Here is a 17,969-nt window from a genome sequence, read left to right on the forward strand (position 1 = left end):
AAAAGGACTTTATAGAGGTGGGCATAGTTTGTGCCAATGGACTCAAAGGACCGGAAGATACTGTCGAGACTCATGGAGAACGCAAGAGTGCCAAAAACAAAGATAGCCGAGAGCCTTGGTGTGAGCGAGACTGCTGTCAGGAAGAGAATAACAAACCTTGAGAGGGAGGGTGTGATACTCGGGTACAGGGTGATGGTGAACTACAAGAGAGCAAACATGTTCGCCTCCATAACTGGCATCGACGTCGGACCTGAACACCTGTGGAACATTATCAATGCCCTGAGGGGGATGGATGAGGTAAAGACGATAATGCTCACATCAGGGGACCACACGATAATGACCGAGATAGTTGCACACTCACTGGATGAACTCTCTGAGCTTCACACAGAGATATCGAGGATGGAGGGTGTCAAGAGAATCTGCCCAGCCATCGTTTTGGAAACGATTAAGTGAACCGTTTGCCATGGGCGGGTCGGAGTTGAGACTGTCCTCTATCATGGGCTTGGGGAGAGATTCATAGGTGCATCCAGACGTGCTCATCGGGAGGCCAGAGCACTCCTATATAAGCCGAAGAAAAAGCATAAGTAGGGCGCAGGGTATGTAGTCCCAGCACATCTTGCGAGGGGTCGGGATGGCACGTGAAATAAAGAATGTGGTGTGGCTTGATGAGGTAAACAGCCAGAGCATATCGATGGTGGGGGGAAAGGGTGCGAGCCTGGGAGAGATGATATCTGCAGAGCTGCCAGTGCCCGGAGGGTTTGCAGTCACTGCGCATGCATTTAGGAGGTTCATTACAGAAACGGGCATCGCAGATGAGCTGTTCAGAGTGCTGGAGGTGAACGTGGACGACGATGAGCAGCTCAAGCAGGCAGAGGCGAGGGCAAAAAAGCTGGTGCTCGAGACCGATATGCCAGAGGAAATCAAAAAGGACATCATTAGCTACTACGAGGAGCTGTGCAGGCGAGAAGGTGAGGAGGTGTTCGTGGCTGTGCGCTCGAGCGCCACGGCAGAAGACCTGCCAGATGCCAGCTTTGCAGGTCAGCAGGAGACGTATCTCAACATAAGGGGAGCACGACAGGTGCTGGATGCTGTAAAGCGATGCTGGGCATCACTCTACGGCGCAAGGGCGATATTCTACAGGGCAAAGCAGGGCTTTGACCACTCCAAGGTGGACATATCGGTAATCGTGCAGAAGATGGTGGATGCCGAGAAGGCGGGAGTGATGTTCACCTCTCATCCCACCACTGGCGAGCCAAAGGTAATCATAGAGGGGGCGTGGGGCCTTGGTGAGTCCGTGGTCTCTGGTGCCGTGTCCCCAGATATGTACGTGGTGGACCCATTCAATGAAGAGATAGTGAGCAGGACGGTGTCCACCAAAAACATCATGATTGTGAGGGGAGAGGATGGCTCCACGGTAGAAGTGGAGGTTCCGCCAGACAAGAGGGACGCTCAGGTGCTAACCGATGACGAGATACTCAGGCTGGCGAGCCTCGCAAGGCTCATAGAGGACCACTATGGCGTTCCACAGGACGTGGAGTGGGGCATCGAGAAGGGCAAGATATACATCCTGCAGTCAAGGCCCATCACCACCATAAAGCGTGAGGAGGAAGTAAAGCTGGTGCTCGAGGGCATAGGCGCATCCCCGGGCATAGCCTCCGGGCTGGTGAAGGTGGTGCATGACGTCTCGGAGCTGAACAAGGTGCACGATGGAGACATCATGGTTGCCACTATGACCACCCCAGACATGGTGCCAGCCATGAAGAGGGCTGCGGGCATAATAACGGACGAGGGGGGGCTCACGTGCCATGCTGCCATTGTGAGCCGGGAGCTTGGATGTCCGGCAGTGGTGGGCACCAAGCGTGCCACCACTGTTCTCGAGGACGGCATGCTCGTGAGCATCGATGGCGAGAAGGGGCTGGTGTATCTTGGCAGGCTGGAAGAGGAGGAGAAAAAGGAAACCATCCCGGCACCTGCCCTCTCCACCTATGTGCCCATCACGGCAACTGAGGTGAAGGTGAATCTCTCGATGGTGGAAGCCACCGAGCGGGCACTCGCCACCAACCCAGACGGAGTTGGGCTTCTCAGGATAGAGCACATGATTCTCGGGCTAAACCAGCACCCGAGCTTGTACATCAAGGAGGGGAAGCAGGAGGAGTACATCAACGAGCTTGTGAGGAACATCGAGGTCGTGGCAAAGGCATTCTATCCAAGGCCAGTGTGGGTAAGGACGCTCGATGCCCCCACAGACGAGTTTCGAAGCATGAAAGGGGGCGAGGGAGAACCCATAGAGCCAAACCCCATGCTCGGATGGAGGGGCATACGCAGGGACCTAACCGACAGAGAGCACTTCATGCTGGAACTCGAGGCATTCAGAAGGCTCGTGGAGATGGGATATACCAACATCGGCATCATGCTGCCCCTCGTGCAGCACGTGAATGAGCTCAGGGCTGCCAAGCAGCTCATGAGGGAGGCTGGCATAGACCTCGAGAAGGTGGACGTGGGAATCATGGTGGAGGTGCCTGCAGCCGCCCTCACGATAGACCAGTTCATTGAGGAGGGAATAGACTTCATATCCTTTGGCACCAACGACCTCACACAGTACACCCTCGCAGTGGACAGGAACAACGAGCACGTCAGTGAGCTGTACAACGAGATGCACCCGGCCGTGCTCCATCTGATAGAGCACGTGATTCAAAGGTGCAGAAGGGCCGGGGTGCAGACATCCATATGTGGTCAGGCAGGCTCGAACCCGAAGATGGCGAGAAAGCTGGTGGAGTTGGGCATCACCAGCATCTCTGCCAACATCGATGCCGTGGATGCAGTGAGGAGGGCGGTGATGCGGGCTGAGAGGCAGCTCATGCTGGACGCCCTTCGAGAAAAGCAAGCTAACTCTCGGTGATGCTCGCCCCACTGTTTTTTGCTCGGGTGAGCACCACCCTCCCTCCATCCTCGGAGAGGGCGCGCTCCACCCCTCTCTTCACCCTTTTACCATGCTCGCACACTCCCACTATTGTGGGTCCAAAAGAGCTCATTCCAGCACCAGCTGCGCCACTGTCCAGCATGACATCCATAATCTCTCTCACGCGCTCCGCCTGAAGGCCCACCTCGATGCGCTTGAAGCCCACACCCTGCAGCATGTTCAGCGCCTCGCCAAATGCCACTAAGTCATCTTCGAGCACTGCGGGCATCATCTTCATGAGCACGAGCCTGCATGCCCTCGCAACCTCCAGCTCATCGATGGGGCAGTACTTTGCAAAGATGTCTACCTCCTTCGCATCCGAGGCACCCTTAAGATTCGGAATCGCGAGCACGATGTCCCAGTCTGGGAAGTCATATCTGGCGAGTATGGGCGGAGGGGGTGCTCGACTTGCGGCAGAGGGAGCAAACGCCCCCTTCTGGGAGAGCAGATGCCCAGCATCCACGATGAAGCCCCCGTGCTCGAAGGCGGCAACCCCTATCCCCGACGTGCCCCCCCTCCCCACCATCTGTGCAATTCTTCGTGCAGGGGGGCATGTGCCATGCAGCGTGCACAGGGCAGCGGCTGTGCACAGCGCAAGCTGGGTGCCGCATCCAAGCCCTACGTGCTGGGGATAAGCAGAGGTCAGCGTGAGCGTTGCATTTCCCAGCCCAACGGACTGTGCCACAAGCCTCATCCTGTTTTCAAAAACAGCCCTCTCTGTGTCATCCATCTCGACGGCGATGCATATGTCGAGCCCTTCCGAGGGCTCTGCCACCACCTCGATATAGGGCTCCTGCAGGGCAATGCCCACGCCCCCATCCACCCTGCCAAGCGAGCCATTGAGGTCGAGCAGGCTCAGATGCACCCTCGAGCACGAGCGAACGGTAATCATCATCCATACTCACTCGCTACCTTTTAATATCTCTTTTCCCACTCTTCTGCAATGGACGAGACGCTAAGGCTGATTCACGACATGCACATTCCCCTCTCCTTACGGATATGCCTTGCCACCGATGGCTCGCTCACACATCTTCTCGAGGTGCTCTTCGGAAAGGAGGTGGGAGTGCAGGCAGTAGAGCAGGAGGTGGTGAGCGCAGACGAGACCATTGCCCAGCTGCTCTCTGTGCCAGAGGGCTCTGCCATCAACAGGCGAAGGGTGGTCCTGAGCGCAGAGGGGCAACCACTCGTGTGGGCACTTTCCCTTTCGGCACTGGAGAGGATGCCCCCCTCACTCAGGAGGGACATAGGCAGGGCAGAAAAGCCCATCGGCAAGATACTCAGGGAGCACGGCATCGAGAGCAGGCGTGAGCTTCTGAGGGTGGAGAGAACCAGCGAGATGGCAAGCGAGCTTGGATGTGAGGCTGTGGTCAGGGAATACTACATCATCCATGCTGGAGAGCCCATGATGTGGATAAGAGAGGTGTTCCCCATAGATGGGCGCTGGGAGGGGTTGGAATGAGCTACTCCACGACTAAAAGCGGGAGCAGCTTCACGACGCGTTAATACTACGGCTTAACTACCCCCTCTCCACACCTCTCCTCGCTTACGCAAGGGGTCTTGCAAGCAACGGAAAGATAATTGAACACGCTGAAAAATTCTTGGAAAAAGTGAAAGGCAGTTTCAGGAGGATTGAAAGGCTGGTGAATTACTTTGCTGCTGTTCGCCGACTGCTTCTGAACAGGAGAGGTATCTCGGTGAACTACCCCTATTCGGAAGGGGCTTCCTGCTTCAGCGACCAGACATATCACAGGCTCTAAGGGTCGTCCCAAGGTCTGCCAGCTCTTTCAGCCTTGCAGACATTGTAAGTATGCAGAAAAAGACTATAAGCTTATTGGCTCTCATCTCCCTACGAAAGGGACTTCCCGCCGATAGGTTAAATATTTTAATAAATTCACCCTTTCTCCCTTCATTGTAGAACGGGAAACCAATCAGTTTGTATTTTTTGTTTTCTCCAAATAATTTCGGCTCAATTTTAATCTGGTATTTTTTCCTCAATTTCTTTTAAGAAATCCTCTTTCCATTGGTCTGTTTTAATTAGATGTTCTCCATTTGGCTCTATGAAAAGTTGATATTGCTCAATTTCATCTGAATCCTCTTTCTTTAGAAACAATACAAAATCAGGTTCCATAGCTTTTCCATCTAAAAACCTATAAATCTTAAACAAGCTTGCATTTCTCAATAGATACACTTCGCTATACTCTTTTCTCAAATCTTCTATGACTCTGTCAATAAATTTAACAAAAGATTACTCATTCTGGATGCTTACCACCTCCCAGCATGTCCGGCGAACCTTAATCTTTCAAATTATTAATGTGAGTATAAATCTCTGTCGTTTTTAAACCTAACGACCCACTGCTTATCCTAACAGCATCGGACAACCAAATAAAAAGCGTTAAAAAAGGTTACTATGTCTGTGCCTGAGCAATCGGTATTATCTTCAACCCGAAGCCTGGAAGTACTTCAAAGCTGACGACATTTCCAGTCGTCTTCTTTGCTCCCCTGACCTTAGCCACTTCGAGAGCACTAACGTATCTGTCTCCAACCTGCTCTTTCCTCAGAAAGAGGTGGCAGTCACAGGCTGAACGAATCCTCGTGAGGGCGTCTTCCTTAAAGGCATGCTGATGCAGAGTTATGAAAATTGTCTTGTCTCTGTCACAGATGTTTTTGAGCCTCGTCAGGAATTCGAGAACGTTGTCTTCTGTTGAATATGTTGTAAACATCGTGAGCGAGTCTATCATTATGATATCCTCTCTGATAATTTTTATGTGATTCGCAACGAGGTTAAGAACGCTTTTCATCTGTTCTATGCTCCAGTCCACTCCTTCAAGGTGTAGTGGGAATATTCTAAAATATCCCCAGGCGTAGAAATCTGAGACATCTAAGCCCAAGGACTCCATCTGACCAAGTAAGCTTTTAATTGTGTTTTCTGTGGTATAATATGCTACGCTGCGCTCATTTAATAGACTCCCGTACGTAAACTGCTGGCACATAACACTCTTACCAGTGTCATTTTCACCCTCTATGAGAGTCAATGAGCCGAGAGGTATGCCTCCTCCGAGTCTCTTATCTATCTCACCATTCCCACTTGAAAGAATGCTCTTTTTCTTTTCCTCCTCAATTTCCGCAAGACTTTCAACCGTACTATCACCCCCCAACCGTAAAGTCTAAACTGGTACAAACGGCGTTTGGAGTACAAATCATCAGAACGTAAGTTCCGTTAGCAAGCTGAGAGGACAGACGAGCTTCAAGCTCTGCAACCTCATGGGGATCGAAAATTCCGGGATTTATCAGCTCATTGGTAATGCTAAATGTCGTGTCGTTGAGATACTCAGCAATTCTTTCACCACTTTCTGTTGTGCCATACAGTATAACATCAAATTCATCAAAATCCTTGAACTTTGTTTCTCCCGTATTTTTGAAGTGCGCTGTGATCTTAGGTGTGGAATCATCGTAAGTCAACCCGGTTATAGTAATGTCTGTATGCAGGGTCTTTATAGTTTCTTTAACTGCCCCTCTGTAATTTAAGGCTGAAGACTCGGTGAGTGAAACGCTGCCAGATGCGAAAGTGTATGCTACTGTTATTATCAGGGCAATTGAGATTATCGCTGCTATCACAGTTTCAAAACCCATAGTCTCACCACGAAAACAAATCGCTTGTCCCTACACCATTATACAGCACGAATGCAAGTGTATACTCGCCCTGCGGAAGGCTGTCAGTGTCCAGATTTTCGATTGCAAATCTCAGCGTTTCGCTTTTTTCCCAGTAATCGTCGCTATCTCCGTTTTCTATTGTATAGGAAACTTCGGGGTCCGTTGGAGTAAAATGGAGGTATTTATTATCCGAGTAAATGAATATATCGCTCCGATTTATCAGTGCATCAGGTATTCTTGTATTTCCTGTATTTTTTACCCAGAAGGTAACGTTTACGTATGAAGTGCTGTTGTTCACCATTATAAAAATAATCTCAGCATCGGTTTCAATTTTATCGTTAAGATTTGTGGCAAGGGAGGCATAAGAACCGGATAAATCCCTAATTGAGGGAATAATAACCATTATTGCAGCAGAAGCGGCTACCACTGTAGCTATAATCAAGATTGACGCGGATATCACCTCTCTTGCCATTGATGTTCACCATAATCATGACTTCTTCTCAAGCAGCAGGCCGAGCAGTTTGGAATCCATGCTTGTCTCTTTGTCCTGAAAATACAACATCTTGTGCAGTTTGTATAATTCAAGCACCACGTCTTCGGAGATATTGTCCACATCGGGCCTTAGCAGGTCAATGAGTTTTACCAAGTCAATGAGTTTCACTATAAGGTCCTTTGCTTCAGGGGTTATATAGCCTGCAGACTCAAATACGATGATCATATCTTTCAGAGCTACATCGTATTTTTCGAGCATCTTTTTGACCCATTCCATGAGACTAAGAAGCGTGATAACGTCGTATTTTTGTACGGGCAATGCCTGTGAGGATTCTACTGAGGACTTTCGAGTCCCATTCTCTGGGGCAACTTTGACCATCTCATCGACCTCAAGCATGGGAGCATCCTCCTTTTTTGTCACCTCCTCAACTCCTGAATCGGACTTTTCCTCAACTTCATCCTTTAAATCTTCATCTTCTTTCTTTTTTCCCTCCCTCTTTTCCTCATTTGGTTCCTGAATCGGTGTTGGCACCACCTGTATTGGTTGGGGTGGTTTTGTCGTAGGAGCTAATGCCTCTTCAGCGAGCTTCTGCAGATTCTGGAATGGATTTTCGAGGTTGTTCATAGTTACTCTGATATCCATCAGCAACCGCTTTATAGATCCCTTGAGTATATCGACCTCTTTCTCAAGTTTTTCAAGCCTGCCTTCCGGAGTATCTGCCTCGGCACTTGCAAGAATTTCATCAACGACTGCTTGGTTGATGTCCCCACTCATTATACCACCCTTCTAAAAAAATAAAAAAAATAAAAAATTGAAAATTATTTTAGCAGCACCATGACGCTGTCTATGCTTGGTGGAACTGTGAGCTCAATTGGATATGTTGCACCTGCCGGTGGCTTCACTTCAATTATGAAGTCCTCATTTGGACCGAGGTCAAAGCCGGCATCAGATAGACACAGCGTAATTTCGGCTTTTTCGAGCTCCTCAATGTAGTCGTCGGGGGTGTCTCCTTGCAGACTGTATATCCATTCTACTCTGTAGTGGTCAGCACTGTTATTGGCTACATCGCTGTCGAAGTTCGTTGAGTTCATGTAGTCAAGCTCCTTGAAAGTACCGTCTTGAGGAGCAAGGACAGTGATAACTGTATCGTTTAGGTTTATTGGATTGCCTCCAGCAGCGAGCTGGATAGTAAATGTGGTGTTGGCAATGTTATCACTGGTCGTGTTGCCTGTTGCAACTATTGATCCGACAAGCTCTATCGACGATGTTGCTTGCTTAACTCCTGTGTGCACAACCTCCTGACTTTTCTGCGTCGTGAAGAAACCAGCACTGAGCAATACATAGCTGAACACTGCGGCAACCGTAACGAAAGCTATCAGGACGATTGCTGCTTCGAGTCCTGTGAAACCCCTGTTGTCTTTAAGCATCCTTCTCATTTGGCATCACCTCAGACCTCAGACATATGTTAGATTGGTAAAACTCGGTGGAAGCTGCTTAGTTATTGTAAGTGGAGCGCCTACTGGAGGTTTAACTTCGATTGTTATCTCATCATTGGGCTGAAGGTCTCCTATAGTGTCCCATAGGGAGCTTCCAGTGGAGTCATACAAGTCTATCACAATCTTGTACTTCTCGTTGACTTCGACGGTGTTGTCATTGTCACCTTTTACGCACTCATAGTACCACGAAGCATTGGTGCCCGCCGTAGCACTCTCGTTGTAGAATATCTGCTTGTATCCCTCAGCAGATGCTATGGCCAGTGAAGTCTTGTTCAGATCAACTGACACTCCACCCGCTGTCTGTGTGATATAAAAGTATATCTCTCCCACCTTTCCATTTGACCCGGTGGTACCCTTAGCATCACTTGTACAATTCAAGTAGATGTATTGTCCGTCGAGAGTTAGTGAGCTGCTCGCCTGCTTCACGCCAGTATCCACGACTTGCTTTGATTTCTGGGTGGTGAAGAAACCTGCTCCAAGCATGACGTAGCTGAAGACAGCAGCAACTACAACGAAAGCCACCAATACAATTGCTGCTTCAAGCCCCGTGAATCCCCTCTCATCCTTAACTATTCTCCAACCTCTCATCTTAACACCTCCGTGTGGACTTACCGCCAAATGGCTGGAGCCACTAAGTGGATAGCAACCCCCTTTAAAAATCTGGTATGAATAATAATATTTAAATTTTTCCCTATTGTGGGCATGGGGCGTGATACTGGGTGCGTGTGCGAGTTTGGAGACAAAAGAGGAGTTTTAAGCGTTGCAATTGAAGATGCTGCTCAGAGGCAGCCTTATCCACAGGCTGGTTCACACAGCCACTATCCGTTATCCTTCTGGACTCACGGACTACCTTCCACGGACTACCTTCACACCAGCCCTTACGGGCTGTCCAGCCTTACGGCTGTTGGTCGTTATACCCTTGCATCCTCAGAGTATTTAAACCTGACCACCCACCTCCCCTTGCGTATCCCCTCCCTCTCGGAAGGGGTCCTGCAAGCAACACGAAGATAAAGGACTGGAGTGAACTACTCCGCCCTAACGGACGGAGTTTCCTGCTTCATCCACCAGCACTTACCCGACGGCTCTCTCAGCCTTTCGGGCAGAGGTGCCAATGTCCACAGGCGTAACTTCGGGCCGTCCCAGCCCTGGGCCACCTTGCGGTGGCAATAATATGTTCATCGGGAACTACATAAAACTTACCTCCAGCCCCCCCCTCCCGCCTCCCCTGCTGTATCCCCTCGCTTTCGCAAGGGGACTTAGCAGCAACGGAAAGTTAAGAAAGAAGTCATAATGCTGGATGACCACCTCTTCAGGCTCGACCCTGAGGAAGGAGTGATAAAACTCTCGACTCCAAACGGAAGGCTTAAACTGGAGTTTTATCTGGCAAATTATCACGAGAAGTTCAGGGACTGGAAAGTTTACAAAAAAGTTACGGCTAATCAGAACGGGAGAACTCCAAGCGCATCGAGCACCGCACCGAGCACGATGCCCACGAGAAGTGCCACCATGAATGGGATGTTATCCCCATACTTCCTCGACATCACGAGCGCCACGAGGCTTCCAGCGATTACCACCCACACGGCGAGCAGGCGGTGGTGCAGCATGACCGAGAGGGCAAGCATGCCCTTCACGTCCGCACCCCCCATCCCTCCAAAGTGATAGGACGCGAAGACGGCTGGGGCTATTATCAACAGACTCATGAGCAGCAGCCCAACATCCACTCCAGAAAGCGCAAGCAGCGGCACTCCCAGCCCCATATAAACAGCCCAAACGCGGTTCGAGACCGTCCTCGTTTTGAGGTCGGTATAGGCGGCATACGAGAACACCGCCAACGTCAGAATGAGTACCGGCTCCATCGGGGAGTAAGAGAGCTCTCTTGATATAAATTGCCTGTGCTCACTGAAAGGGGTGCTGTTGCTTACTTCTCACTGCTCCGTAATCAACACTTAGAAGTTCGTGTTAGCTTATTGTCGTTAGCTTATTGGGACGATAGTTTTATATGTCGGATATCGGAATAGGGAAATCAGGATAGAAGATGCAATCTTGGGAGGTGGAGTTATGAGACTGCTGAAGGATACAAAAGGTGTGTCACCAGTCATAGGAGTAATCCTGATGGTGGCAATCACCGTGATACTCGCTGCCGTGATAGGCAGCTTTGCTTTTGGCTTTGGGCAGAGCATGGGAACACCGGCACCGAATGCACAGCTTGTGTTCTCTGATGCTGCAGATGAGCTAACATCGGCTTACCAGCAAGACATATTCTACGTGGACCACATGGGTGGAGATACACTCTCGTGCAAGGACCTCAGGGTTCTGGTTTACCGCAAGCAGACAGGAGATAAGTACAAGACATTTGACTACGATGAGTCGAACAATTACTTCTATTCCTCGGATGGAATAACTGGATCTGGCATGGGCAGCAACGACCTCTTTGAGCCGGGAGAAAGAATAACATTTACTGAAGACAACAACACCAACTGGAGAGCAGGAACGTACACCGTCAAGGTGCTCCACACACCGAGCGGCAACTTCGTGTTCGTCGGTGATGTGGTGGTGAGGTAATCTTAACACCTTACCCCTTTTTTCTCTTTTACTGCCTTTTATGGAGTGTGTCTAACATCCTCTAACCAACTTATGTGACCTCCTCCCCTCCTCTCCTCGCTCACGCAGGGAGTTCTGTAAAAAATGAGCTTGGAGGATAGTGCCCGAGACGGGTCTCGAACCCGCGACCTCCAGATTTCTCAGGAAGGTTGGGGCATGCGCATCGCTTCCTTATGAGTCTGGCGCCCCACCAACTAGGCCACTCGGGCACGCAACACACCTCAATCACGTTGCCCTATTAAAGAGTATCGCTCCCCATCACGTGTGATAGCAGCTCGCAAGCCTTGCACAAGTGCCCCACCGAAGGTTCACCGCATGCTGAGCACCTCGCAAGCTCAAAGGGCTCCCTCGGCACAAGCTCCATTAGCCGCTCATAGCCCCTGAGCAGGGCATACTTGGTTCCCGGATGCTCATACTCCAGCTCGTTCAGCATGCGCTTCAGCGTGAACCTATATGAGCGCTCAGCATATGGACACGTGGGTCCCTCCAGCTCTATTCCATGCAGATGCGCATACAGGGCGGTCTCTCTCTCTGGCACATCGGAGAGGGGTTTGATTCGTGGGATGAGTCCTTCCTTGTACCTGATGGGTCTCATTCTGCACAGCCGTTCCACATCTCCCTTGAGATGGTTCAAAAGCACGCTCTGGGCCTCATCATCGAGGTTGTGCCCAGTGGCGAGCTTGGTTGCTCCAAGCCTCCTTGCCGTGATGTTCAGCAGCCTCTTTCTCAGCACACCGCAGTAGGTACACGCACCTTTTCCATCCCTCATCAGCTCGTCCAGTGTGGTGCCGTACTCATTCTTGAAGGACACAACCTCGAGGGGCACATCACACTGTCTTGCTATCCTGCGAGCCACATCGAGCGTGTGAGCTCTGTAGCCAGCGATGCCCTCATCCACGGCTATCGCCACCAGCTCCACATCCCTTCTGTGTTCTGTGAGCTTTGAGAGCATCATCAGCACGCTGGAGCTGTCCTTTCCCCCGCTCAGCGCAATGGCTATCCTGTCCCCTCTCTCGATTGCCCTGCTCTTTCTGAGCCTTCGCTTCACTTTTCGCTCCACATCGAGCACGAAGTGCCTCGCACATAGGTGCATTCCAGAGTAGGGCTGATAGAAAATCGCCCTCGCTGAGCACTTGGTGCACGATGGGGCGTGTGCTGATGTCTCGCTCATGCTCTCCCATCTCACCTCACAGCTGTCGTCCAGCTGCAGCTGTCGTCCAGCTGGCATACAGCGCATTAATCCACTCATGTGCCAGCTTAATTAAGCTGTTGTTTGCACGCAAAAGCTTATATACAACATCCTCCTTTTTATGTCATTCCTGAAGTGATGCGCGCATGAGAGCCAGCAGACGATATGGAAGGGATATGGGGCTTGCGGTGAGGATGTTCCTCACGATGTTGCTGCTCGCAGCAGTGTATCTCGCGTTTCTCGTTGTGCTCTCGAGGATGTTTGCCCTTCCCTTCGTGCTGCTGTTCGTGGGAGCGTTCATGTTCGCCCAGTTCTACTACTCGGACAGGCTGGTGCTGTGGTCGCTGGGCGCAAAGGAGGTGAGCCCCAGTGAGGCTCCAAAGCTGCACTCCATCGTGGAGCGGCTGTGCTCAATAGCAGACCTCCCCAAGCCAAGGATTGCCATCGTGCCCTCACAGGTTCCCAACGCCCTCGCCACTGGAAGGAGCAAGTCGAATGCAGTGGTGGCAGTAACCGAGGGTCTGCTGAACACGCTGGACACCGATGAGCTCGAGGCGGTGCTCGCTCACGAGCTTTCCCACATAAAGCACAGGGACATGCTGGTGCTCACAATCGCGAGCTTCATATCCACGATAGCCTACTTCATAATGCACAACTTCTACTTCCTTGCCCTTGGAGGAGACAGGCGGGAGGGCAATGCCCCCCTGCTGCTCATCTTCGTGGCATCGCTGCTCACGTGGATCATAAGCTACCTTCTGATTAGAGCGCTCTCGAGATACAGGGAGTTTGCGGCAGACAGGGGCTCTGCCATCATCACTGGAAGGCCCAGAAGCCTGATATCGGCACTGTACAAGATAAGCGGCAGGATGCAGCGCATCCCAACGAGAGATATCAGAGAAGTGGAGGGCATGAACGCCTTTTTCATAATCCCCGCCATCTCTGGGGAGAGTCTGCTCAGGTTGTTTTCCACCCACCCCCCACTGGAGAAGAGAGTGGAGGCTCTGGAGCGGATAGAGAGGGCAATGGAGAGTGTGTAGATGGGGCTGTTCGACGCCCTGTTTGGAAGGACGCGACCCGTGCAGCCCAAGCCAGAGGGGATATACGAGCTGCCCTCGGCAGCTGTGAGTCTCGAGGTGCTCTTTGACCTCAAGCCCGAGGGCAGGGCAGGAGTGTGCTTCAAGCCCATTCCCACCCACCACTTCAGAGAGGTGGAGGAAGAGATGAGGGAGATGCTCACCTGCGCATCCGATGAGGGCACGAGCTTTCACACCCACATGGATGCACTCGGCTATCAGTGGGTACTGCTCGAGGGGGGTGGTGTGGAAAGCCTCGTGACAGCCCTCGCCAGCGTGGTGGATGCGCTTGAGGATGCAGGCTATGCGGACAAGCTCGTGTGTGCCCTGTTCCCATTCAGAGACGGCAAAAGGGCGTATCTCGTGTATAACTACAAGCGGGGCACGTTCTATCCGTTCGTACCCTCTGGAAGCCATGAGCGAGATGCAGAGATGGAGCTGAAAATAGCCTCCCTGATGCGAGATGAGCTCACGCTCGAGAGGGACGAGTCGAGATGGTATCCCATCTGGGATGCGCCCATCTAAAGCCCACCTCGCCCATCTAAAGCCCATCTAAGCACTCTAAAGATACCTTTTCGGAATCGCAAGCAGCTCGCTGCCCACCACGAGCACGCCCAGCTCGTCCCCAGCGTGCACGCCCTCCACTCTCCTCACCCACACGGGCGTGAGGGTGCTCGGATGGAGCACCAGCAGCGCCGTGGCGTCCTCCTCGAGCACGGTGGTGCTGATGACGTTGCTCAATTTTCCGAGCACATCCATGGGCTCATCCAAGGGTACGTGGCGTGAGCCCCTACCATACAGGGGCTCGAGGTGCACACGGTCCCTCACGCCCACCACCACATGAGGTTCGCCTTTGTAGCTCACCACATCCCCAGCCGAGAGTCCGGGAAGCCGCAGCGCATATGTGATACGGTAGACGTCCCTTCCATCCCTCCTTCCTGCGAGCGTGGAAGATGTGGTGAGCGTGCCTCCCATCTGGGAGAGCACCTCCGTGCACAGCTTTTTTGCGGCCTTTGCACTTCCCACATAGAGATCGATGCCACCTCTCACCCTCTCCTCCTTCGTCAGGAATGCCAGCCTCTCTCCCTTCTCTCTAAGCCTCGAAAACAACACATCCACTGTGTGGCGCACCCTTTCCAGCTCGGCCTCGGTGGGGCTGCGGGCATATGACCTCACCTGCACCACGGCCTCAAAATACCCTCCAGACCTCCGAGAGCACGAGGGACAGCTCTCGTATGCCAGCCTGATGTGGAGCACAAAGGGCCAATTTCGCTCATTTGCCACCACCTTCCCCTCAACCCGATACATGTTGCTCGACATCTGCGCGAGGCTCATCTCGATGTCCACATCCTTTGCCTCTGGAGCCACCTCTATGCTATCCAGCACCCTCCTTCTTATGACCTGCTCTATATCGTCCACGTCCACCCATCTGCCCTCGAACACTGCGCCACACCCCCTGCACACCCGTAGGGTCTCTGGAGTGTGCACCTTCACGGGGGATGCGTGTCTAAGCCTGCACTCTGCACACATCCCGTTCTCCAGCAGGTCGGTCTCCTTCCCACACCTCGGACACACTGGCCTCATCCATCCAGCCTCTGGGGTATGTGTCCGGCGAGCATTGCATAGTCCACGAGCACGAGCGCAACCATCGCCTCTGCCACGGGCACGACCCTCGGAAGTATCGTGGGGTCGTGCCTTCCCACTGTGCTCACATCCCTCTTCTCCCCTTCCACGGACACGGTGCGCTGGGGCCGAGCTATCGACGGGGTGGGCTTTACGGCAATCCTGCACACAATGGGCTCGCCAGTGCTGATGCCGCCGAGTATTCCCCCTGCGTTGTTGGTGAGCGTACCAATCCTTCCCTCCTCCGCCACAAAGGGGTCGTTCATCTCGCTTCCCCGCATCTTTGCACACGCAAACCCTGCACCGATCTCAACCCCCTTTACCGCACCTATGGACAAAAGCGCCCCTCCGAGGGCGGCATCGAGCTTGCCAAACACGGGCTCACCAAGCCCAGCGGGCACCCCATGAGCCACCACCTCGGCTATGCCGCCTATGGAGTCTCCCCTTTTTCTCACGTCCTCCACCAGCGCCTGCATCCTTCTGGATGCCTCTGAGTCTGGACACCTCAATGGGCTGCGCTCTGTGGCCTCTCTGAGGACGCGTACATCGGTGGGCACATGCACTGCCTCGACCTCTCCGATTGCCCTCGTGTATCCCACTATCTCAACGCCCAGCCGCCTCAGCAACTTTTTGGCGACCGCCCCGGCCGCCACCCTTCCCACAGTCTCCCGTGCAGAGGCTCTTCCACCCCCTCTCCAGTCCCTGATGCCATACTTTGCGGTGTACGTATAGTCCGCATGCCCTGGTCGAAACACGTCCCTTATGGGCTCATATGCGCTGGAGTCCACATCCCTGTTCCACACCAGCATGGATATGGGAGTGCCAGTGGTCATGCCCTCGAAAACGCCAGAAAGGATGTGCACCTCATCCCACTCCTTGCGCTGGGTGGTGTATGTGCTCTGTCCGGGCCTTCTTCTGTCCAGCTCGAGCTGGATGTCCCCAGCAGAGAGGGGCAATCCCGCTGGACACCCATCCACCACCACGCCCACCGCCTTTCCGTGGCTCTCACCCCACGTGGTTATCCTGAAGAGCGTTCCAAACGAGCTTTTGAGCATCACCTCATAGTCGAGCACAGCTTACATAAGCTTTATTGAACAAAACGTTCTTCTCAAGCCAAGATGCAGTGTGAATGGAGCATTGCTCTGATGGTACTAGTTCTCTTGTGCATAGAGGGGTGGGATACGCCACCGCAAACATTGTGCATGGGGATATACATGCCCAACAGAGCATCACACAGGTGTCCACCACTATTCAACCGAGCTGTCCGATGCCGGGGGGAAGAGCTGGCGGTGGTGGAGGGAGGCATCCAATGAGGCATCCAATCTGTGAGGTAGGGTTTTTAAGCATCGAAGGACAATTACTCTGGCACCAGGGCGCTGGTAGGCTGTGGTGGTCTTGGAGAAGAGTGTGAGGTTTTTGGATACCACGCTGAGGGATGGGGAGCAGACGCCCGGCGTCTCGCTCACCAGTGATGAGAAGGTGATGATAGCGAAGAAGCTCGATGCCATTGGAGTGGACATCATCGAGGCTGGAAGCGCAATCACCTCAGAGGGAGAGCGGGATGCCATCAGGGCCGTAGTTGGCGAGGACCTCTCAGCCGAGATATGCAGCTACTGCAGAATCAGAAAGGAGGATATCGATGCCGCCATATCGTGCGATGTGGACTCCATTCATCTTGTGGCACCGCTGTCCGACCTTCACATAGAAAAGAAGCTCAAAAAGGACAGGGAGTGGGTGAGAGAAACCTCCGTAGAGTGCATCCAGTATGCCCTCGACCATGGCCTCATCGTGGAGTACAGCGCAGAGGACGGCTCAAGGGCTGATGTGGACTATGTGGAGAGCATGTTCAGAGATGCCCTCGATGCTGGGGCACAGCGGGTGTGCCTTTGTGATACCGTGGGCATCCTCGTGCCTGAGAAAACGAGGGAGCTGTTCTCGAGGCTCTCTGGGGTGGGGCCCGTGAGCGTGCACTGCCATGATGACTACGGGCTTGGCACGTCCAACACAGTTGCCGCAGTGCTGGGAGGTGCGAGCGAGGTGCACGTGACAGTCAACGGAATAGGCGAGAGGGCAGGCAACACACCGCTGGAGGAGGTGGCGTTGGTGCTCTCCAACCTGTATGGTTATGACATTGGGCTGAAGACCTCAGAGCTCTACTCTCTCTCAAGGCTCGTCGCAAGGCTGACGGGTGTGCCCGTTGCTCCGAACAAGGCAGTGGTGGGGGGAAATGCCTTCACCCACGAGGCTGGAATCCACGTGCACGGCCTTTTGGCAGATACCTCGACCTACGAGCCCATAAGACCAGAAACTGTGGGCCGAAAGAGGAGGATAGTCCTCGGAAAGCATGCTGGAAGGGCATCGGTGCTTCTCGCCCTCAAGGAGCTGGGGCTGAATGTGAACGACGAGCAACTAAATGAGATAATGGGCCGCATCAAGGAGATTGGAGACAGGGGCAAGAAGGTCACAGACGCCGATTTTCAGGCGATTGCCGAGAGCGTGCTGAACCTCACATCCAAGGCATGGGTCAAGCTCGAGGAGCTCACCGTGGTCTCTGGAACGGTGATGCCCACGGCATCCATCAGGCTGAAGGTGGACGGGGAGGAGAAGCTCGCTGCGGGCACGGGCACTGGGCCAGTGGATGCCGCCATCAACGCCCTTCGTAACGCACTGAGTGGACTGAGTGATGTGCAGCTCGACGAGTACCACGTGGACGCCATCAGCGGAGGCACGGATGCCCTCGTGGATGTATGGGTGAAGATGAGTAAGGACAAGCACGTGATGACCGCGCGCGGTGCCCACTCCGACATCATAATGGCGTCTGTGGAGGCAGTGCTGCAGGCGATAAACCGCCTCAAGGAAAGGGATGCCAAGGAGGGACAGTAGC

General features: G+C 52.9%; 20 protein-coding genes and 1 tRNA gene. 7 read left to right on the top strand and 14 right to left on the bottom strand.

Features of this window, described 5'->3' with window-relative positions:
• Window positions 1-36 precede the first annotated feature (36 nt).
• Window positions 37-453, top strand: a complete 417-nt coding sequence (locus BP07_RS01075) for an Lrp/AsnC family transcriptional regulator (protein ID WP_042684514.1) — start codon at window positions 37-39, stop codon at window positions 451-453.
• Between the two features lie 178 nt (window positions 454-631).
• Complete coding sequence (gene ppsA / locus BP07_RS01080; RefSeq protein ID WP_042684517.1) at window positions 632-2,899, top strand: phosphoenolpyruvate synthase; 2,268 nt, start codon at window positions 632-634, stop codon at window positions 2,897-2,899.
• On the opposite strand, the gene BP07_RS01085 is transcribed toward ppsA, so the two are convergent.
• Window positions 2,886-3,854, bottom strand: a complete 969-nt coding sequence (locus BP07_RS01085) for a beta-ribofuranosylaminobenzene 5'-phosphate synthase (RefSeq protein WP_338045880.1) — start codon at window positions 3,852-3,854, stop codon at window positions 2,886-2,888. The genes ppsA and BP07_RS01085 overlap by 14 nt on opposite strands.
• A gap of 48 nt (window positions 3,855-3,902) precedes the next feature.
• On the opposite strand from BP07_RS01085, the gene BP07_RS01090 reads away from it, so the two are divergent.
• Window positions 3,903-4,418 (top strand): chorismate--pyruvate lyase family protein, encoded by a 516-nt coding sequence (locus BP07_RS01090; protein WP_042684520.1) that lies wholly within the window; start codon window positions 3,903-3,905, stop codon window positions 4,416-4,418.
• A 269-nt stretch (window positions 4,419-4,687) separates the two neighbouring features.
• On the opposite strand, the gene BP07_RS01095 is transcribed toward BP07_RS01090, so the two are convergent.
• From BP07_RS01095 to BP07_RS01135, 9 genes are all read right to left on the bottom strand, one after another.
• On the bottom strand, window positions 4,688-4,954 hold the full coding sequence (locus BP07_RS01095) for a hypothetical protein (RefSeq protein ID WP_042684522.1): 267 nt from the start codon (window positions 4,952-4,954) through the stop codon (window positions 4,688-4,690).
• A complete protein-coding gene (locus BP07_RS01100) occupies window positions 4,932-5,168 on the bottom strand; it encodes a hypothetical protein (RefSeq protein ID WP_042684524.1) in 237 nt (78 codons plus the stop codon). Before BP07_RS01100 ends, BP07_RS01095 begins: the two co-directional genes overlap by 23 nt.
• Window positions 5,169-5,364: 196 nt before the next feature.
• Window positions 5,365-6,114, bottom strand: a complete 750-nt coding sequence (locus BP07_RS01105) for an ATPase domain-containing protein (protein ID WP_042684527.1) — start codon at window positions 6,112-6,114, stop codon at window positions 5,365-5,367.
• Window positions 6,104-6,589: a hypothetical protein gene (locus tag BP07_RS01110; RefSeq protein ID WP_042684528.1), complete on the bottom strand. Its 486-nt coding sequence runs from the start codon at window positions 6,587-6,589 to the stop codon at window positions 6,104-6,106. The genes BP07_RS01105 and BP07_RS01110 overlap by 11 nt, the downstream gene beginning before the upstream one ends.
• Before the next feature lie 4 nt (window positions 6,590-6,593).
• Window positions 6,594-7,082, bottom strand: a complete 489-nt coding sequence (locus BP07_RS01115; RefSeq protein WP_042684531.1) for a flagellin — start codon at window positions 7,080-7,082, stop codon at window positions 6,594-6,596.
• A 15-nt stretch (window positions 7,083-7,097) separates the two neighbouring features.
• On the bottom strand, window positions 7,098-7,877 hold the full coding sequence (locus BP07_RS08260) for a hypothetical protein (protein WP_052353070.1): 780 nt from the start codon (window positions 7,875-7,877) through the stop codon (window positions 7,098-7,100).
• 44 nt (window positions 7,878-7,921) lie between these two features.
• Window positions 7,922-8,539: an archaellin/type IV pilin N-terminal domain-containing protein gene (locus tag BP07_RS01125; protein ID WP_042684532.1), complete on the bottom strand. Its 618-nt coding sequence runs from the start codon at window positions 8,537-8,539 to the stop codon at window positions 7,922-7,924.
• An 18-nt stretch (window positions 8,540-8,557) separates the two neighbouring features.
• The gene (locus tag BP07_RS01130; RefSeq protein WP_042684534.1) at window positions 8,558-9,187 is read right to left on the bottom strand and encodes an archaellin/type IV pilin N-terminal domain-containing protein; all 630 of its coding nucleotides are present in this window, start codon (window positions 9,185-9,187) and stop codon (window positions 8,558-8,560) included.
• An 851-nt stretch (window positions 9,188-10,038) separates the two neighbouring features.
• Window positions 10,039-10,455 carry a prepilin peptidase gene (locus BP07_RS01135; protein WP_084174023.1) on the bottom strand — a complete coding sequence of 139 codons (417 nt, stop codon included), beginning with the start codon at window positions 10,453-10,455 and terminating at the stop codon, window positions 10,039-10,041.
• Between the two features lie 202 nt (window positions 10,456-10,657).
• Between BP07_RS01135 and BP07_RS09060 the strand changes: the two genes are divergently transcribed.
• Window positions 10,658-11,161, top strand: a complete 504-nt coding sequence (locus BP07_RS09060) for a type IV pilin (RefSeq protein WP_052353072.1) — start codon at window positions 10,658-10,660, stop codon at window positions 11,159-11,161.
• 140 nt (window positions 11,162-11,301) lie between these two features.
• Here the strand turns inward: BP07_RS09060 and BP07_RS01145 are convergent.
• Window positions 11,302-11,409, bottom strand: a tRNA-Met gene (locus BP07_RS01145).
• Between the two features lie 29 nt (window positions 11,410-11,438).
• Window positions 11,439-12,437 carry a TIGR00269 family protein gene (locus BP07_RS01150; RefSeq protein WP_245597012.1) on the bottom strand — a complete coding sequence of 333 codons (999 nt, stop codon included), beginning with the start codon at window positions 12,435-12,437 and terminating at the stop codon, window positions 11,439-11,441.
• A 98-nt stretch (window positions 12,438-12,535) separates the two neighbouring features.
• Between BP07_RS01150 and htpX the strand changes: the two genes are divergently transcribed.
• Together htpX and pspAB are read left to right on the top strand one after the other, a co-directional pair.
• Window positions 12,536-13,426 carry a zinc metalloprotease HtpX gene (gene htpX / locus BP07_RS01155; protein ID WP_042684538.1) on the top strand — a complete coding sequence of 297 codons (891 nt, stop codon included), beginning with the start codon at window positions 12,536-12,538 and terminating at the stop codon, window positions 13,424-13,426.
• Window positions 13,427-13,987, top strand: a complete 561-nt coding sequence (gene pspAB / locus BP07_RS01160; RefSeq protein WP_042684543.1) for a PspA-associated protein PspAB — start codon at window positions 13,427-13,429, stop codon at window positions 13,985-13,987. It abuts the gene before it with no gap.
• A 36-nt stretch (window positions 13,988-14,023) separates the two neighbouring features.
• On the opposite strand, the gene BP07_RS01165 is transcribed toward pspAB, so the two are convergent.
• Both BP07_RS01165 and aroC read right to left on the bottom strand, forming a co-directional pair.
• Complete coding sequence (locus BP07_RS01165) at window positions 14,024-15,046, bottom strand: 60S ribosomal export protein NMD3 (protein ID WP_042684545.1); 1,023 nt, start codon at window positions 15,044-15,046, stop codon at window positions 14,024-14,026.
• Window positions 15,043-16,140, bottom strand: a complete 1,098-nt coding sequence (gene aroC / locus BP07_RS01170) for a chorismate synthase (RefSeq protein ID WP_042684972.1) — start codon at window positions 16,138-16,140, stop codon at window positions 15,043-15,045. Before aroC ends, BP07_RS01165 begins: the two co-directional genes overlap by 4 nt.
• A gap of 334 nt (window positions 16,141-16,474) precedes the next feature.
• Here aroC and BP07_RS01175 point away from each other — a divergent pair, with 334 nt between their 5' ends.
• Complete coding sequence (locus tag BP07_RS01175; RefSeq protein ID WP_084174054.1) at window positions 16,475-17,968, top strand: (R)-citramalate synthase; 1,494 nt, start codon at window positions 16,475-16,477, stop codon at window positions 17,966-17,968.
• The last annotated feature ends 1 nt before the right edge of the window (window position 17,969 follow it).

Origin of the sequence: Methermicoccus shengliensis DSM 18856, assembly GCF_000711905.1 — an archaeon.
GTDB classification, from domain to species: Archaea; Halobacteriota; Methanosarcinia; order DSM-18856; family Methermicoccaceae; genus Methermicoccus; species Methermicoccus shengliensis.

Bases quoted from the DNA above. Each gene is read 5' to 3' on its own strand.
- BP07_RS01075 (WP_042684514.1), top strand. From the start codon at position 37: ATGGACTCAAAGGACCGGAAGATACTGTCGAGACTCATGGAGAACGCA.
- BP07_RS01130 (WP_042684534.1), bottom strand. From the start codon at position 9,187: ATGAGAGGTTGGAGAATAGTTAAGGATGAGAGGGGATTCACGGGGCTT.
- BP07_RS01090 (WP_042684520.1), top strand. From the start codon at position 3,903: ATGGACGAGACGCTAAGGCTGATTCACGACATGCACATTCCCCTCTCC.
- ppsA (WP_042684517.1), top strand. From the start codon at position 632: ATGGCACGTGAAATAAAGAATGTGGTGTGGCTTGATGAGGTAAACAGC.
- BP07_RS01150 (WP_245597012.1), bottom strand. From the start codon at position 12,437: ATGCGCTGTATGCCAGCTGGACGACAGCTGCAGCTGGACGACAGCTGT.
- BP07_RS01135 (WP_084174023.1), bottom strand. From the start codon at position 10,455: ATGGAGCCGGTACTCATTCTGACGTTGGCGGTGTTCTCGTATGCCGCC.
- aroC (WP_042684972.1), bottom strand. From the start codon at position 16,140: ATGCTCAAAAGCTCGTTTGGAACGCTCTTCAGGATAACCACGTGGGGT.
- BP07_RS01165 (WP_042684545.1), bottom strand. From the start codon at position 15,046: ATGAGGCCAGTGTGTCCGAGGTGTGGGAAGGAGACCGACCTGCTGGAG.
- htpX (WP_042684538.1), top strand. From the start codon at position 12,536: ATGAGAGCCAGCAGACGATATGGAAGGGATATGGGGCTTGCGGTGAGG.
- pspAB (WP_042684543.1), top strand. From the start codon at position 13,427: ATGGGGCTGTTCGACGCCCTGTTTGGAAGGACGCGACCCGTGCAGCCC.
- BP07_RS01085 (WP_338045880.1), bottom strand. From the start codon at position 3,854: ATGATGATTACCGTTCGCTCGTGCTCGAGGGTGCATCTGAGCCTGCTC.
- BP07_RS01125 (WP_042684532.1), bottom strand. From the start codon at position 8,539: ATGAGAAGGATGCTTAAAGACAACAGGGGTTTCACAGGACTCGAAGCA.
- BP07_RS01110 (WP_042684528.1), bottom strand. From the start codon at position 6,589: ATGGGTTTTGAAACTGTGATAGCAGCGATAATCTCAATTGCCCTGATA.
- BP07_RS01115 (WP_042684531.1), bottom strand. From the start codon at position 7,082: ATGGCAAGAGAGGTGATATCCGCGTCAATCTTGATTATAGCTACAGTG.
- BP07_RS09060 (WP_052353072.1), top strand. From the start codon at position 10,658: ATGAGACTGCTGAAGGATACAAAAGGTGTGTCACCAGTCATAGGAGTA.
- BP07_RS08260 (WP_052353070.1), bottom strand. From the start codon at position 7,877: ATGAGTGGGGACATCAACCAAGCAGTCGTTGATGAAATTCTTGCAAGT.